We start from the raw sequence: 17,108 nt of genomic DNA, 5'->3' as shown, positions 1-17,108 counted from the left end.
ATGGATGATAGGTCGCCAGCGTCATGTTGAACCACCTTGTATTCTTTTCTCACCTCAGGGGTCAGGAGCCTGCCGAGTTCATCATCGGTTGCCTTCACGTGCATTCCGTTTGCGACAAGAAGAGAAATATCAATCTTGCTCTTTGCCCACGTTTTCAGATACTTCACGAGAAGCGGAATGAATTCGGTTGTTCCCGCAGACCGGGTCTTGTCAGGGACAATAATGGCGAGCTTCTTCTTGCCTGCAGCAAAATCCTTTAGAGGCGCGCTGCCTATTGGCGAATCAAGTGAGGCAGTGAGTGCTTCCTCGAGGTCAAGGATTGGCTCAAGCGGCCTTGGTTCGATTTTCTCAATTTTCGCATCCGGCGGAAGCTCAAGATTTCTGACTCCTTTGCCGTACTTGAACTTCATGAGTCTCTCCTTTTCCTCAAGGTTTTGAAAGCTCCTCTCTGAGAATCCTGTTCACAAGCTCGGGGTTTGCCATGCCCTTCGAGAGTTTCATTGTTTGCCCTACAAGAAATGTGAATGATTTCGACTTTCCTCCAAGGTATTCCGTGACAATCTCCTGATTCTCCTTCAAGACGCACAATATGAATTCTCTGATTTGTTCTTCATCGGTCACCTGGACAAAACCTTTCTCTTCTACTATCGACCTCGGTCCTTTTCCGGTCTTTGCCATCTCTTCAAAGACAGTCTTGGCAATCTTTCCGCTTATGGTCCCGTCCTTGAGAAGGAGGATTAGCTCGGAAAGAGAGTGACTCGAGATTGGGCAGGAGCTGATATCACCGGCTTTCTCGGAGACTATTCTCAAGACTTCGGTCATTATCCAGTTGCTTGCGGTCTTTGCATCACCGCACTCTGAGACTACCGCTTCATAATAATCAGCAAGCGATCTCACGGACGTGAGGAGCCAGGCATCGTGCTGCGGCAGTCCGTACTGCCTGATGAATCTCTTCCGTCTTTCATTCGGAAGCTCCGGGAGGCCCTTCCTGATCTCTTCAACCATTTCACCGCTTATGACGAGTGGAAGCAGATCCGGCTCGGGGAAATATCTGTAATCGTGCGCCTCCTCCTTGCTGCGCATCGGGAGGCATACCTCTTTCACCGGGTCCCAGAGAAGTGTTTCCTGCTTCACCCTTTCTCCCCGTTTCAGAAGCTCTATCTGCCTCTCGATTTCGAAACTCAGGCCTTTCTCAACTCCTTTGAAGGAGTTTATGTTCTTTATCTCTGATTTTGTGCCCATTTCCCGCTCACCTTTGAGTCTGACGGAGACATTCGCGTCACACCTCAGACTCCCCTTCTCCATGTTTCCATCGCAGACTTCGAGGAACTCAAGGAGCTGCTTCAGAGACAAAAGATATGAATGTGCCTCTTTCGGCGAGCGGATGTCAGGCTCAGTCACTATCTCAATGAGGGGAACTCCACACCTATTAAGGTCGACAAATGTAAACTGCTCATCTTCGTCTTTTTCCGGATGAAATGATTTGCCGGCATCTTCTTCCAAATGAATCCTCTTCAAACCTATTGTCCTCGCTTCTCCGTCGACCTCGGCCTCCAGGATTCCATTCTCAGCAAGCGGTTTCTCATACTGTGAAATCTGATAGCTTTTGGGAAGGTCGGGATAGAAATAGTTCTTTCTTGCAAAGATGCTCTCTTTCCTGATGGTAGTTGAAGCTGCAAGCGCCACTCTGATCGCAAGTTCGACAGCTTTCTCGTTCAGGACCGGAAGTACTCCAGGATGACCAAGACAGATAGGGCACACCTGCGAGTTTGGCGGCTCACCGAAATTTGTCCCGCACGAGCAGAATAGCTTAGACTGTGTCAGAAGTTGCGCGTGGATTTCGAGCCCGATTATTGCTTCGTACTCACTTGAACTGTTTTTCAAGCTCCGGCCTCTTGTTGTGAAATCCGCACTTCTCGGAAAAATTATATGCAATCCTGAATATCAATTCTTCGGAAAATGAAGGCCCAATCGCCTGAGTTCCTACGGGAAGGCCTTCGGCTGAGAACCCGGAAGGAAAAGAGATCGAAGGTATGCCGCTCAGGTTGACCGCAAGAGTGAAAATGTCCGAGAGGTACATTGAAAGCGGATCGACGAGCTTCTCTCCAAACCCAAATGGAGGTGTCGGCGACGTGGGCATAAGAACGGCATTGACCTTCTTGAAAGCCGCCTCGAAATCAGCTTTTATCAGAGTTCTAACCTTCTGCGCCCTCAGATAGTATTCGTCGTAATAGCCGGAGCTCAGAGCATAAGTGCCAAGCATGATCCTTCTTTTCACTTCTCTCCCGAAGCCTTCTGTTCTCGTTTTGTCGTACATGTCGGAAATATCACTGTAGTGCGCAGCCCTTTTTCCATACCTGATACCGTCATATCTGGCAAGATTCGAAGATGCTTCTGCGTTCGCGACAAGATAGTAGCTTGCAACTGAATACTTGAGATTTGGAAGCTCAATCCGCTCAGCCCTGGCGCCCAACGACTCAAGAGCCGAGACTGCTTTTTCAAAGCAGCTCGACACTTCCTCGTTGACCCCTTCTTCAAGGAAGCTCTCCGGGATTCCAAACTTCACGCCGTCGAGCCCCTTCTTTATCTCCTCCATTGAAACCGGCCTGGTCAGAGTCGAAGATGTTGAATCCATGGGATCATAGCCGGAAATAAGGTTGAAGACAGTCGCACAGTCCTCAATGTCACGCGAAAAGATTCCTATTTGGTCGAGTGACGATGCAAATGCAACAAGTCCGTACCGCGAAACAGCGCCATAAGTTGGCTTAAGACCAAACAGGTTTGTGAACCCTGCCGGCTGCCTGACTGAACCGCCTGTGTCCGAACCAAGCGCGACGGTGGCCATTCCGGCGGAAACCGCTGCCGCCGAGCCTCCGGATGAACCTCCCGGGACTTTGTCGAGATTCCAAGGGTTTCTGGTCGGGAAGAACGCCGAATTCTCGGTCGATGAGCCCATTCCGAACTCATCAAGGTTGGTCTTTCCAATCAGGATTGCTCCGGCCGCCTTGAGTCTCTGGACAGCCGTTGAATCATACGGAGGAATGTAGCCCTCGAGGATTCTTGATGCGCAGTTGGTTTCGATTCCCTTCGTGCAGATGTTGTTCTTTACGGCGACAGGCACCCCAGAGAGAAGCCCGTCACTTGCGCTGACAGAACCTCTGTCGATTGCCCTTGCAGCGCTGATCGCCTGCTCCGTAATGGCACTCAGGTATGCCCGGACCCTGCAATCGAATTTCCCGATTCTGCGCGCGGATGCGCCTACCACGTCCTCGGCTCCAATATTCCGGCTCTTGAGAAGCTCTCTGATGCTGTGGGCCGGCAGATAATGAATATCTTCATTCATGGCAGAATGGATCTCTTTACACGACCCTCGGGACCTTAAAGCATCCTTTCCCGGAATCTGGAGCAAGCCGTATCGCCTCGCCTTCCGGAAGTGAGGGTTTCGGCTCGTCGCTTCGCACGTGAGGGACAGGCTTATGAACGTAAGAGGTCGGCGGGATCGATCCAACATCAAGCTTGGAAATCATCTCCATGTACTCAAGAACAGAATTCAGTTCCTTGACAAGTTGCTCAATTTCCTCGCCGGTGAAGGAGATTTTTGCAAGCCGGGCGACATGAATCACATCTTTGGTAGAGACTGCCATCTAGAATCTCCCTCTGTAAGCGTAACCGACCAAGTCGCCAACGACGAGAACCTCTTTCGGAATTTCCCGGGCGAATCTTGATATCACTCCATCCGACTTAGTCCATTTCCTTCCCACTGCTGAGAAAAGGTACACTTTCTCTTTTGCTCTCGTCAGCGCAACGTGAAAAAGCCTTCTCTCCTCCTCGAGTTCATGCTTTTCAAGAAGAGAGGAAGCATGCGGGAAGATGCCCTCTTCGACTCCGGCGATAAAAACGACCGAGAATTCAAGCCCTTTCGCACAATGTACAGTCATCAGGCTCACTCTGTCACTACTTTCCTCCCATGTATCGACATCAGACATAATCGAAAGCTCCTGGAGAAACAAGATCAGATCGCGCGTCTCGCTATCTTGGTCCCATTTCTCAGCCGCCCTTAAGAGCTCTTCGACGTTCTCAAGCCTCTCCTCCCCCTCTTTCGAAACATACTCAAGATAACCGGTACTCTCGACCACGGCTTTCATGAGGCCGCAGACACCTTCGTTGCCGTGTGCAGCGAGGCCGTCAACCAGACCGACGAAGGACCCGATTGCCTTTTTGGCTTTCTCTCCAATGCCATCAACAGAGCGAACCTGCCTCAGGGCTTCAAAGAGCAGAATATTCTTCTCCTTGGAAAACTCCTTCAGCTTCTGAATAGTTGTCTTTCCGATGCCTCTCTGCGGGACATTCAATACCCTTAGAAGGCTTACGTCATCAAGCGGGTTGGCGATGATTCTCAGATATGAAATGAGGTCCTTCACTTCTTTTCTTTCGTAGAAGGAGAGCCCGGCAACTATTTCATAGGGTATCCTGCTCTTGAAGAGCGCATTCTCAATCGCCCTGGATTGGGCGTTGGTTCTGTAGAGAATTGATATCTGGCCGAAGCTTCTGTGCCTGGACCATTCGTCCCGGACCTTTCCAGCAATGCATTCTGCCTCCTGGTCTCCATCATTCACTATGAAGAGCGAAACCGGCTCCCCTTCTTCATTCTTAGTCCACATGGACTTGCCTTTTCTTTTGCTGTTGTTGCGTATCACTTCTTTCGCTGCCAGGACTATCTTCCGGCTTGACCGGAAATTCTCCTCGAGTCTGACCACTTTCGCACCGGGAAACTTCTCTTCAAAAGACAGAATATTTCCGAGCTCAGCACCTCTCCATCCGAAAATGGACTGGTCGTCATCACCTACCGCACAGACATTCCTGTGGATGTGCGAAAGCTTCCGGATCAACTCAAACTGAATGCAGTTCGTATCCTGGTATTCATCAACGAGGACATGCTTGAAGCGCTGCGCATAATCGTCCTTTACGGCTGGAACCTGATCGAAAAGTGAAACGGTCGCAAGCAGGATATCATCGAAATCGAGAGCATTTCTCGCAAGAAGTGCTTTGTCATATGCCCTGTATATGGCTGCAATATCTTTCTCATACTGGGTAGATGCGATTCTCAGGTATTCCTCATGAGAGACAATGGCGTTCTTTGCCGAGCTTATCCTGTCCCCAACGACCTGAGGACTGTACACCTTTGACGGGAGACCGAGGTTAGAGATGATCTCGTCCAGAACCGAAAAGCTATCCTTCCGGTCATAGACAACAAAATTGGGTCTGAGGCCAATTCTTGATGCATGGGCCCTCAGGATTCGAAGGCAGATTGAGTGAAAGGTGCCGATCCACATGTCACCCATCTTTTCTCCAAGAGAAGAGGATATCCGTTCCAACATTTCACGCGCTGCTTTTCTCGTGAACGTGAAAGCAAGAATCTCAGATGGAGCAACGGAGAGTTGGTGGACGAGATGGGCTGCTCTTGCCGCAAGTACGCTCGTTTTCCCCGAACCGGCGCCCGCCAGCACGAGAAGAGGCCCCTGATTGTACGTCACTGCCTCAAGCTGCGAGGGGCTTAACCTGAACTCCATTCTTAGTACTCTGCGCCAAGACTGAAGTGAATGTGCGACTTTCCGACATGGTCAAGATCTGTGGGCCAGGCAAAATCGACCTTGAGAATGAGGAATGAAAGGGAAGTATGAAGACCGGTGCCGAATGCCGCTTTCACGGAATCCAGTCTGTGGCCCCCTTGAGAATGTGTGAAGGCCTTGAACTCTCTGTTGTCGTACCAGGCAGCCCCCGCATCGAAAAAGACGATCCCGCCGATATTTCTTATTGAGATTGGGATGGGCCACACAATGCCGAGATGACTTATGAACGGATACCTGAGCTCGGCATTCACGAATGTTGCCTTGGTCCCCCTGAATTCGAAATCTCCGTATCCTCTGATTGTATAGACGCCTCCCATAAGAAGAGTCTCAGGCTGCGCGCCTCCTCCAATCGATCCTCCCACACGCATTGCAAGGCTGTAGCCTCTACTGAAGCCGACATACTTTCTGAGATCAAATGACACTTTCCTGAACGAGCGGTAGTTCTCAGTCAGACGCACTGATGGTGAATAGGCCACCCACCACCTCGCTCCGTTCGTCGGCCCAAGTTGTCCCCAAAGGGACGTGTCTTTAACAAGACTTATGCTGGGTGACAGTATGCGTATTACCTGCTTGGGATTATCCTGCGGTACGGGATACACCAGATAATCCGGAAGGAACTCTCTTTCTATTGTCAGATGCGTGAGGTCAAGGTCAAGTCTGGAGAATTTTCCAAAAGGATAGCTCCCAAGAAGAACATAACCATAAGTCCTCTCGGAGAAAAACCTCGCTCTTGAAAACTGTTCTCCCAGAAGAGTAATGCTGGAGTAGTAGTAGTTCTTATAGTGGAAGGCGCCTATTCCCATATCAAGGCGCTTTGCAAGGTAGTAATAGACAAACATGATGTCTGTCTGATCGATTGATGAGAACAAGTCAGAGGCGAGGTAGATCCTGTGGTTTCCAAACATGTCGCTTAGAGAGAGTTCCGTCGAGCCGCCGAACCCGACCGCAGAGTTGTATTGAAACCCTCCGCTTATCCCGTCCGCAGTCAGCTTGAACTTGTACGGCTTGGGCTCTTCGACATACGCCGTGTCGGTCTCGGTACTCTCGGGAAGACTGCTTTGCACCCCCTCCGCAAGCGCCTTTTCAATCTTTTCAGACAGCGGAAGTATCACCACGTTCCTGGGACGTGAAACTTCCTCTTCGTTCTTCTTCTCCTCAGCCTTCGGCTCACCGGACGATGCAACCGAGACCGGAGTCATTGACGCAACTTCCTGAGCAACGAATACGTCCCAGCCCCCACCGGTGAAGATTGAAAAGGCCATCCTGTCATTTTCCAGAGACCAGCTAATCGAGAAGACTCCGCCAAGAACATTGGTAAGCTGACTGACCGTTGACTTATCCAGGTCGTACAAGAAGACGTTCCTCGTCCCGCCGCCGGAGGAGATGAAAGCCAGTTTCGATCCGTCAGGAGACAGAGCGAGCGAAACAGCCCCTCCGGGGTGAGAGAAGACTTCCTTTATATCCTCCGTCTCCACATCGATTGAAAAAACGGAATACCGGAAGCCCTTCTCCACTCCATTCATAATTTGACTCGCAGCCACAGGGGAGCCGCGATCTGATGCGAAAAAGATCTTGTTCCCGTCTCGTGTCCAGACTGCGTCTATATCGTCGTACACGTCGTTCGTGAGACGCCTGGTCTTGCCCGAACCGGTGTCTGACAGATAGAGGTCTGCCTTCCCATCCTTCAATCCGGAAATCACAATCTTCTCCCCGTCAGGCGACCACGAAGGAGAGGAGATTCCCTCAAGCGGCGGCTTCAGAGTCGATTTGACTCTCCCGCTGACTCCGTCTATCAGATGGAGAACATCTTTTCCTTTGCTCTTCGCCACGACAGCAAGCTTCTTCCCGTCTGCCGACCAGGCAAGAGAACGCTTGAAAAGCGGAACACTCTCGAATTGTGACGATCTTTCGCCACGAACTAGTCTCTTCAGCATCTTGCCGTCTATTGCGGAAATCAGGTAAACATCGGTGAATTGCCTCCTGTCGGAGAGAACTGCAATCCTCTCGCCGTCAGGCGAAATCGCAGGGTCGGCATTGATGTAGGAGTTGTCCCTCTCGTGATCCGTCACTCTCCTGGCGAACTTCTCCGGATCTTCCCGCTTCGACACCTCGGGCCAGTATTCCTTCTTGAGATATTTTATCCACTCGTCGCTGAACTTGGACTGGCTCATGCCGAACGCTCTGTCGAAGACTCTGTCCATGCTCCTCATGCCCCTTGCAGAGGCGATCATTTCAGCAAGCTTCTCCCGGCCATGCCTCTCGACGATATACCGTATGGCTGACTGGCCCTCCTTGTATGCAAGATACCCTCCGCTTATCATATCGAGAGGAACCAGATATCCGGAGATTGTCGCGTCCCTCATGAACATGTCGGACTCACTGTCCCACCCAAGGGACTCGTACTCCGCCAGCCCCTCCGCGAACCACAATGGGAGCTGGAAGAAATACTGTCCGGTGAGCCAGGATTCCAGAACGTCACCGTAGAGTGCGTCAAACATATATGCGTGCGTGAGCTCGTGCACCAGGACATGTCTGAAGTCCTCGTATGAACCGGTAAAAGGAACCACAACCCTGTTCTTGAAGATCTCTGTGAACCCTCCGACACCTTCCTCAATGAGTTCGGTAATCACGTTCGTCTGTTCGAAATCATTGTGGGACGCGTACACGATGATCGGGACCTTCTTTGTCAGCGTGTGCCCGAGGTCGAGGCTGAGTTTGGATGAGGCCCTCTCCGCGACCTCCACTGCAAAGTATGCGAGGGATTCGGCTTCTTCATAGAAGTACACGTCAAAATGTGTTGAGGAGATAGATGACCAGTCAAAATGCCTGTACTGGACCTTGTTTTTCCCATAACCCTGCGCAAAGGCACTCGAATAACACAGACTTATGAGAAGGACAGAGAAGCAAACCTTGCTTAATCTCACCTGCTCACGCTCCTCTTTTCTGAAACCTCACGCTGCATTACATGCCCCCTCACCAACCTCTCCCCTTTGGGGAGAGGATTGAGGTGAGGCGATATCAATACTCCACCTTGAACCTTAGATCCAGATTGTACTCATATTCTTCCGAACCCTTCAACACCCTTTTCTTCGCAACCCTTCCATTCAGAAAAACAAGATTGCTCACACGATACTCAAGAAGGACGTCCTGCTGTGATAAGACAGCGAGTCCCTGGCTGTACTTCATGTAAAGCTCTGGAGTGAGATACTTCCCAACGCCAACCTGCATGCCTCCGGCCGACGGAAAACCTCGAGCCCCGCTCGACGAAAACTCCAGAACATCAACCCATTCAACCTTTCCCGTTATCTGTCTCTCCAGTTTCTTAAGAAGATAATTTCCCACCGGATACGCGAGAAAGAATCTGTTCGTCTCGTCAACCGTTTTGAGAGTATCGACATTTTCTGCAGGCGTGGAATTTGCCCCTTCGCCGAGCCAATATTTTCTCACTGCAAGAAGCTCGATGATCTCCGACTGCGAACGGCCTTTGGCAGAGGAGAATTCAGGAACAGGCTTGCTTGCCTTTCCGGTGACATGCAGGGCGATGTCTTCTCCTGCAACCTTAGAAACTGCAGTTATGTCCATCACAGGGTCGATTTTCTCAACGTCCGTGAACTCGAGCGTCCCTGAGGTAATCTTGAACTCGCTGTCTATCAGGAGATACTCACCCCTCACAATTTTCATGGAACCAAGTAAGACAAGACCTCTTGTCCCGTTCCTTGCTTTCAGGGCGCCGCTCAACTCAAGGTCGGCGTCAGAATTCTTGATCCAGAAATTTCCAGGCACATTGAAGGTCACATCGTAAAGCCACCCCTTGGAGCTCTCTTCATCCGGTCCCTTGTCCTCGCCGATTCCGCTGAACTCCTTTCTTACTATGGTCTGCCTGAGAGTGGCAGTACCGGTGACAAGCGGGCTCTTTGTGCCATCCGGCCACTTGCCCGGGACAATTTTCAGGTCCGCATCAATCCTGGAAGCGTAGTTCTCATTGTCGGTTATGGTGAAATTGGTCATCTTGATTTTGAAGTCATAGTCGGCTGCCCACCCGTGGCCAAGCGTGATGACGCCAGATCCTTCACAGATTCCCCGTCTTCCTTCCTTTGCCACAAACGAAGTGATTCTCACCAACTTTCTCTCGAAGACCACTCTAACCTCTATGTCTCTCAATAGCTCATCCCTATTCCTGAGCCTCATGGTGCCAGATTCAAGGGCCAGGGCCCCGAATATTTCCGGCGAGTAAGGGGTGCCTTTGAGCTCGACATTCCCACTCATCCTCCCACTTGTCGAAGTGATGCCTCTCAGGAACAGTGACGCCATTCTGAAATCGCTCTGCGGCATCTTCAAAACCAGCTCCATCGGCCTGTCCCTGAATTTTGTCTTCATCTCAGTGAGTGATATTTCTATGGGGAGCTCCCCGTTCAGGTTGCTCACGGATCCACCCGATGTGATGGTGAGTTCACCGATTGACAAGAGCCCGTCTTCATAACCTGCTTTCGCAGAGACCTTTCCAAACATCACACCGGCCACCATCACGTCATTCAGCTCGGTGTTCAGTGAAAACTGGGGTTTCCCGGGGGTGCCGCGAATCGAAAGTGAAAAAGCCCCACGCCCCTGAGCACCTTTGAGCTTCTCCGAGACTTTGCCCAGCTCCTCCAGGTCAAACGCGTCTAGAGAGAGACTCAGATCAAACCGCGTGTCTCCTTTGAGAATGTTGTTCCACCCGACGCTGCTGAAGAAGTCACCAAATGAAACCGGCACGAAGACCGAGCCAGAGAGCACCGCCTTATTCCTGCCTCCATAGAACTCGCAATTCTTGAACTGAATTGCCTTGGAAGAATATGCAATGTCGGCCGCGATCTGCTCGAACCTCTGCTTTCCAATCTCCGCAGAGTCAAGCCTTATCTGGCAGTTCACCTGCGGAAAATCATACGTTCCGGCGATGGACAGTCGTGAATTCAGAACGCCCGCACTCGCCCCCAGCTTCTCGGGCACGAGTCGAGCCAGGTTCAGGTTTGTTATGGCGACATCACCCAGCATCTCCTTCGTCTCGAAGTTTACCGAGAATGATACGGTTATCGACCCATCCTCTGATTCTGCGACCAAAGCATCGGAATGAAATTCGTGTTTCGAGACGGAGAATTCCGTCTGCGAAGTCACTGCCCAGGAGCTCTTTCCTACTATGATCGACCCTCCGGTAAGTACACCTTTGGCCAGGCCGTCATGGATAGAGATCTCACCTGATACTGCTAAGGAAGTGTCTCCATGGATGAGCGCAAGCTCCCTCAGAAACAGTTTCTCTTTGTACGCACAGTCAAGCCGGAGGTCGCCTACGTCTCTTCCCTGAAATCCGCATCCGGAGAGTCCCAGTTTCAACCAAAAAGACGGTTCACGACCCAGGGAGGCCTCCCTCACGGAGAAGTGGCCTTTCTCTGCCTCTGCTTTCTCCCATCTCAAGTCCTTAAACTCTCCATCCATCTCCAATTTTGGCGAGGATAAGTCCCCGGCAAGATTCCCCGAAACCGCAACCTGCCCGTTTACCTGCTCCTTCCTCTTGAAGAATTTGCCCAGTGCCCGGCCCTCAATCTTTCCCGAAAAAGGAAAGTTTAGTTCTCCTCCTCTGCCGACGGATCCTGAGCAATCAAATGAAACATCTTCCCCGCCGATTGTCAGAGACTCAACAACAGCTCTTTCATTTTCATAGCGCACGTTGGCAAGGCCTGAATCCAGCCGGACTCCCTGGATCGATCCCTCCGTGAGTGCAAAACGTGCCGCACACCGCGGATTCCCTCCCGAAGGAAACTCGCCCTTGAATGAAACTCTGCCGGAGATTTCGCCTGTCGGTGCTCCGCCCAGCCCTGCGAGACGAAAGCCTGTCCCAACTCCCACCGATAACAGGTCAACGACGCCTGAGAAACCGTGCCTCTTCGACAGTTCAAGATTCCCATTGCCGATCAGGGTTCCATCCCCTGTCTGCAGAGAGAAATGCGCCAATCTGAGGAGCCCCTTTCCGTAGAGGGCTTTGCCATCGAGTTTCCGAATCTCGGTCGACCGGACGACACCAGAAAGGGAAAAAAGAATGGTCGCTGCGCCTCCCTGTCCGGAAGCTTTCACCTCCCCGCCAACCGTTCCTTCAACCGGGCACTTGCTGCGGAAGTAGGCGCCCCACACATCAGAAAGCTCAAGTCCTTTCAAGTCTGCCTGGGCTTCAAATTTTCCATTCGCCAAGTTCCCCTTCATTGCAATCTGTGATTTCCCTATTGCGAAAGAAAGCCTTCCAAGATCGAGTCTGCCCCTTTCCTGCTCGAGAATCCCGGAGACACCATGCACCGCCCTTCCTCTGCTGACGAAACTTCCGCTTTTTACAAGAACCCCTTTCTTGTCTCCGTTCTGAATGTAGGATCCGACCGCGCTCAGGTTTGAAAGCATTGGATCTCGCAGCTCAGGCTCGATGAATACTCTTGCTCCTTTGAGTTCAATCGTAGCTACGTTCAGGCTTCCGTCTCCACCTTTCTTCTTTCCGAGGACCGGAAGAACGATATTCCCGTTGCCGTTTCTCCCGAAAACAACCTGCGGGTCTTCAACCAGAACGCCGATTATCCTCGGATTCTTGCCGATAAGGCTGAAGAGTTGGCACTTCACTACCACCCTCGGCGCTTTGATGAACTCGACCCAGCGGCCATCCACTTTGTACTTAAGGGAGAAATTCTCGATGGATAACCCGCTGAACGCATTTACGGAAACGTTTGAAAGGCCCACAGTGACATCGGGGGTCGCGATTACGCTGCTATTTAGAAACGCCACAAGCCTTGGGGTTAAGATCCCGGGTCTCGTCACAAGTATGGCGCCCAGCACGGAGATAAAGACGAAAACGGCAAGCACAGCGATAAGCACGACGCCAAGAATTTTCTTCCTTGACCCTTTCTTCGCCGGAGCGTTTTCGTTTCTGGAATCTGCCATGTGTTTCTCAGTCATTCGGGCCTTCCGCTAGAACGCCTGTCCGAGGCTAGCATGCAGCTGGTATGTGTGCCCGTCTATCGGCTTGAGCTTCCTGCCGTAGTCAACCCTCATAGGCCCCACCGGGGTTCTCAGTCTCAGGCCGAGGCCGGCGGAATATCTGTAGTCGGCTATCGTAATGGCGCTTTTCTCCCTTAGAGGAACGAAGTCGCTCCAACCAATCTGCTTCAAGTCCGGCCACACATTTCCGCTGTCAAGAAACAGTGCCCCGCCCAACCTGCCAATCAACGGGAATCTTATTTCAGCGTTTGCCATAAGAAGCGCAAGTCCGCCTTCCGACTCCGCCTGCGTGCCCTCAGCTCCTATTTCTCTTTCCCTATAGCCTCTCACCGTGGTTGCGCCGCCGAGTGTGTACCTGTTTTCGTACGGCACACGGTAGAGGTCGGGATATGCGGCGGTGCTTGGCCCCTTCTTGCCGAACGGGACAACCACCCCTGCTTTCACTCTGCCTGCAAGCACCACTCTCTTAAAGACTGTCTTGTACCAGCAGCCGGTGGCCGTGACCTTCTCGAAGCTGTTGTCTCCTCCAAAAACACCTCCTGCGAATTCTTCGACAATCTGGTGATACGAGCCCCGCTCCGGATCGAACAGGTCATTCCGCATGTCTCTCTCCACCGACAGGTTCAAGCTGTTCGTCACGTAGGACTTGAGAGCAGTTGAGTCTGTGGCATTGACCCATCTCTGATCATAGGCAAGAATGGTCCTGACCTTATTAGCAAAGTCGTACCGTTCAGAGAGGAGGAACCCTGTGGTCTTCCTGGCAACATCCTGCCTCTCGATATCCTCAAAATAGACTCCAGCCCTGGAAGCCACCCGCCTTCCAAACGTCCAGGAGGTCTCACCGCCTGCATCCATCCTGGTGTAGTCCAGTCTGACTTCGGGACGAGGAAGCACGTGTTCAAGATCAAAGGCGACCCGGGATGTTCCGACAAATCTCACGCCGGTCCCCAGAACCCTGTTGTTTCCCCACTCTGCTGTCAAATTTATGAGCTCGGTCGACCCGTAGCCCACTGCCGCTGCTGTCCATCTCATCTTCTTTTCTTTGACCTTTATCACAAGGTCCATCTCGCTGCGCAGGCTGTCTTTCCTTTCTGTGATGAATTGAACATCGGAGAAATATCCCAGATCATATATCCTCTGCTGGCTGCGAAAGAGAAGCGATCTCGATAGAATATCTCCCTTCTTCAGCAGCATCTCGCGGAGAACATGCTTCTCTGACACTGAGGTATTGCCCTCAACCGAGACTGCCCCGACGAAGACCCTCTTTCCTTCTTTCACGTCGAAAGCAATATCGGCCAGCTCTCCTCTCCTCTCCCACAGGACCCCTGCTGCCGCATTCATATATCCTTCGTCCCCATAAAGAGAAAGAATCTTGTTCCTTATGTTCTCGATCTTGGACAGGTTCAGGGGCTGGCCGACCTTGAGGTCAACAAGCTTCCAGACCCTTCGCTCTTCAATGGCCTGGACTCCGCTCAGGGCCACAGACCCGACGAAGAATCTCTGACCCTCATCTATCTCGAACACAACCGTTGCGCCATTTCCTTTCTCATTGTAGATAACTTCCTGCTTGACCACTTTGGCATCCAGAAACCCGTTGGTCTTGTAGAAGGACACGATCGACTGCGCATCCGACCTCAGGAAGTCACGCCTGAGGAACGATTTTCCAAACGGTCTGAAGAGAGATTTCCCTTTCGTTTTCATCAACGAGCGGAGTCTTTTCGAAGAAAAAGAGGAATTGCCTTTGATTTCAATCTTCTCAATCCTTACTGCTTCGCCAAGTTCCTCAAGCTGCGAGTAAAGTGTGGCCGGGCACGAAAGAAGAGCGGCGGCTAATAGGACCCTGAGAAAACTGCGGACATCCAATGCCTTGTCACCTCTAAGCGCGGAGGACTGCGAAGAAGACAACCAGGAAGGAACTCATCTGTCCGCTCCGGGATGCTCCTGCGCCTCCTGTGTAACTGCATGCCTTCTCTGTATGATCTTAGCAGTATCGTTGACCAGAGCAAGCACCATGAGCGCGATGATGAACGCGATGCCGGCCTTTTGCAGCAAGTTTTGCTTACCCGGAGAAAGAGGCCTGCCTGAAATGCCTTCATAACAAGAAAAGAGTATATGCCCGCCGTCGAGGACCGGGATAGGCAGCAGGTTGAAGACCATAAGAGCTATGCTCACCGCCATCACAAAGACAAGGTAACTGTCAATCCCCTTCTTTGCCTGGTCGGCCGTAATTTGGACAATTGCAATAGGACCTGCAACCGACTCTCTGAAGGAATAGGGATGGGTCACAACGACCCAGAATGCCTTGTACGTGCTCACCACCATCGCCACCGCCGCCTCGGCTCCCCTCTTCACAGACTTCAGGAATCCGGTCCTTACGACGTAGGTAAGGCTGTCCGGAAGCGAAATTCCTATGAGCCCTATTCTTCCGGCGCCGGGAATGTCCTGGCTCACAGTCTTAACGGAAAATGACAGGGTCCTTCCATCTCTCAGAGCGCGGATACTGATAGTAGTGTCCGGTTTGGAGTGAATATGCAGCTGTATGTCGTACCAGTCCTTGATCGGCTGCGAGTCCACCGAAATGATTCTGTCTCCGATCCTCATTCCCGCCAGGTAGGCAGGCATACCGGGAACGATGGAACCGACAACCGGCTCTATGGCAGGAGATATGCCGCTGAAGAATGAGTCAATGAGACCCGCCTTCCAGGAGAAACCTATCTCGTTTCCCTCTCTCTCGACGATGATGCTGGGGTCCACCCTGTTCTTTTCGTTGAGATCAAGTTCCTGGTTGAAGTCTTTCCAGGTAGATACGCTCCTTCCGTTAACGGATTTTATCCTGTCTCCGCTCCTTATGCCCAGAGTGTACGGGAGTGAGTTCTCCAGCACCCTCCCTGCCACTGCGCTGAAATCCTGAAACTTCATGCCGACCAGAAAGATGGTGACTCCGAGAACTATGGCGAAAACAAAATTCATCAAGGGTCCGCCAAGTGCAATAAGCGCCCGGTTCCACCACGGCTTGGATATGAAATCATACGGTTCGGGCGGCCTCGAAAGCTCCTCGACAGTCTGACCCGACAGTTTTACGTATCCGCCGAGCGGCACAATCGAGATCTTGTATTCTGTGTCGCCAATCTTCTTCCCGAGAATCCGGGGGCCGAAACCTACGGAGAATTTCTCCACTCTCACCTTGAACAACTTGCTGGCGACAAAGTGGCCGAATTCATGGACTATTACAAGAATCCCGAGAGCTATTCCGCCAAGCAGTATGGTGTAGATCAACGCCGACTTCTCCCTTCGACTTCCAGAACGAGGTCTCTGGTTTGCCTCTTCACATCACCATCAACCTTCAGAACTGTCTCAAGGTCCGGATTCTCCACGTCCTTGTGATCTTTGAGAACGGCGGCAAGAACTTCCGCTATGTCTCCAAATGAGATCCGGTTATCAACAAAAGCATCCACCAGAATTTCATCTGCCGCATTCAAGGCAGCGGGAGCCGTTCCGCCTCGCTCTGCCGCATTCAATGCAAGGCCCAGGCATGGAAACCTTTCGAGATCCGGCTCAGAGAAGCTGAGCTCGCCGACTTCTGCGAGAGCTAGAATGGGGAGACCTGTGCCAACTCTTTCAGGATAACACAGGGCCCGCTGAATTGGTATTCTCATGTCCGGAGTGGTCAGACCGGCGATGACATTCCCGTCAATCAATTCCACAAGCCCGTGCACGATTGACTGCGGGTGAATCAAAATAGATATTCTCGGGAGTTCAATGTCGAAGAGCCACCCTGCCTCGACCACCTCGAACCCTTTGTTTATGAGCGTGGCGGAATCCACTGTAATCCTCTTTCCCATCTTCCAGGTCGGATGAGCAAGAACCTTGTCCGGCGTGGAATTTCTCAGCGCTCTTTTGTCAGCCGAGAGCAGCGGCCCACCAGACGCAGTCAGAAAAATCCTCCCTATCTCGTCTCTCTCCACACCTTCCAGGCACTGAAACAGCGAACTGTGCTCGGAATCAACAGGGATGATCTCACCGCCCGAGTCCCGTGCAGCTTTCATCACCAGGTGTCCCCCAACCACAAGGCTCTCCTTATTTGCAAGAGCCACCCTCTTGCCTGCTTCCAGCGCCCTCAACGTGGGAACAAGACCTGCCGCCCCAACTACTGAATTGACAACGGTGTCTGCTTCCTCCAACGCGGCAAGCTCAGCGACCCCCTGACTGCCGCTCAGGACCTCCACACCCTGTATTCGGGCATTCTCCTTGAATGCACTAGCTGCTTTCTCATCCTGGATGGCCACGAATCGGGGGCTGAATTCTTCGACCTGCTCGGAAAGAAGCTCGACACGGCATCTTGTGGAAAGCCCCATCACGGAAAATCTCCCACCAAGCCTCTTCACTACATCGAGCGAGGCTCGTCCCACCGAACCGGTAGAACCCAAGATTACTATGTTTGTCGGCTTCTTCTGAGACAACAGACATCCT

At 51.9% G+C, this 17,108-nt stretch carries 10 protein-coding genes; 1 reads left to right on the top strand and 9 read right to left on the bottom strand.

Annotation, left to right across the window (positions count from 1 at the left end):
• Positions 1–36: 36 nt before the first annotated feature.
• Positions 37–438, top strand: coding sequence for a hypothetical protein (locus QME66_03380; protein ID MDI6808009.1), 402 nt, complete (start codon positions 37–39; stop codon positions 436–438).
• Here QME66_03380 and gatB read toward each other — a convergent pair.
• The 9 genes from gatB to QME66_03335 form a co-directional block, all read right to left on the bottom strand.
• Positions 427–1,884 (bottom strand): Asp-tRNA(Asn)/Glu-tRNA(Gln) amidotransferase subunit GatB, encoded by a 1,458-nt coding sequence (gene gatB / locus QME66_03375; protein MDI6808008.1) that lies wholly within the window; start codon positions 1,882–1,884, stop codon positions 427–429. The two genes, QME66_03380 and gatB, sit on opposite strands and share 12 nt — an antisense overlap.
• The gene (gene gatA, locus QME66_03370; GenBank protein ID MDI6808007.1) at positions 1,865–3,343 is read right to left on the bottom strand and encodes an Asp-tRNA(Asn)/Glu-tRNA(Gln) amidotransferase subunit GatA; all 1,479 of its coding nucleotides are present in this window, start codon (positions 3,341–3,343) and stop codon (positions 1,865–1,867) included. The genes gatB and gatA overlap by 20 nt, the downstream gene beginning before the upstream one ends.
• A 16-nt stretch (positions 3,344–3,359) precedes the next feature.
• A complete protein-coding gene (gatC, locus tag QME66_03365; protein MDI6808006.1) occupies positions 3,360–3,644 on the bottom strand; it encodes an Asp-tRNA(Asn)/Glu-tRNA(Gln) amidotransferase subunit GatC in 285 nt (94 codons plus the stop codon).
• Positions 3,645–5,570 (bottom strand): UvrD-helicase domain-containing protein, encoded by a 1,926-nt coding sequence (locus QME66_03360; GenBank protein ID MDI6808005.1) that lies wholly within the window; start codon positions 5,568–5,570, stop codon positions 3,645–3,647.
• Between the two features lie 2 nt (positions 5,571–5,572).
• Positions 5,573–8,554: a BamA/TamA family outer membrane protein gene (locus tag QME66_03355; protein MDI6808004.1), complete on the bottom strand. Its 2,982-nt coding sequence runs from the start codon at positions 8,552–8,554 to the stop codon at positions 5,573–5,575.
• A 94-nt stretch (positions 8,555–8,648) separates the two neighbouring features.
• Positions 8,649–12,596: a translocation/assembly module TamB domain-containing protein gene (locus QME66_03350; GenBank protein MDI6808003.1), complete on the bottom strand. Its 3,948-nt coding sequence runs from the start codon at positions 12,594–12,596 to the stop codon at positions 8,649–8,651.
• Positions 12,597–12,608: 12 nt separating this feature from the next.
• Entirely contained in the window at positions 12,609–14,501 is a 1,893-nt protein-coding gene (bamA, locus tag QME66_03345; GenBank protein ID MDI6808002.1) for an outer membrane protein assembly factor BamA, read from the bottom strand.
• A gap of 54 nt (positions 14,502–14,555) precedes the next feature.
• Entirely contained in the window at positions 14,556–15,914 is a 1,359-nt protein-coding gene (gene rseP, locus QME66_03340) for an RIP metalloprotease RseP (GenBank protein MDI6808001.1), read from the bottom strand.
• Positions 15,911–17,098, bottom strand: coding sequence for a 1-deoxy-D-xylulose-5-phosphate reductoisomerase (locus QME66_03335; protein MDI6808000.1), 1,188 nt, complete (start codon positions 17,096–17,098; stop codon positions 15,911–15,913). Before QME66_03335 ends, rseP begins: the two co-directional genes overlap by 4 nt.
• Between the last annotated feature and the right edge of the window lie 10 nt (positions 17,099–17,108).

The sequence above is a fragment of the Candidatus Eisenbacteria bacterium genome, from assembly GCA_030017955.1.
Classification (GTDB): Bacteria; Eisenbacteria; RBG-16-71-46; order JASEGR01; family JASEGR01; genus JASEGR01.
This window is presented reverse-complemented; position numbering and strand designations above follow the sequence as displayed.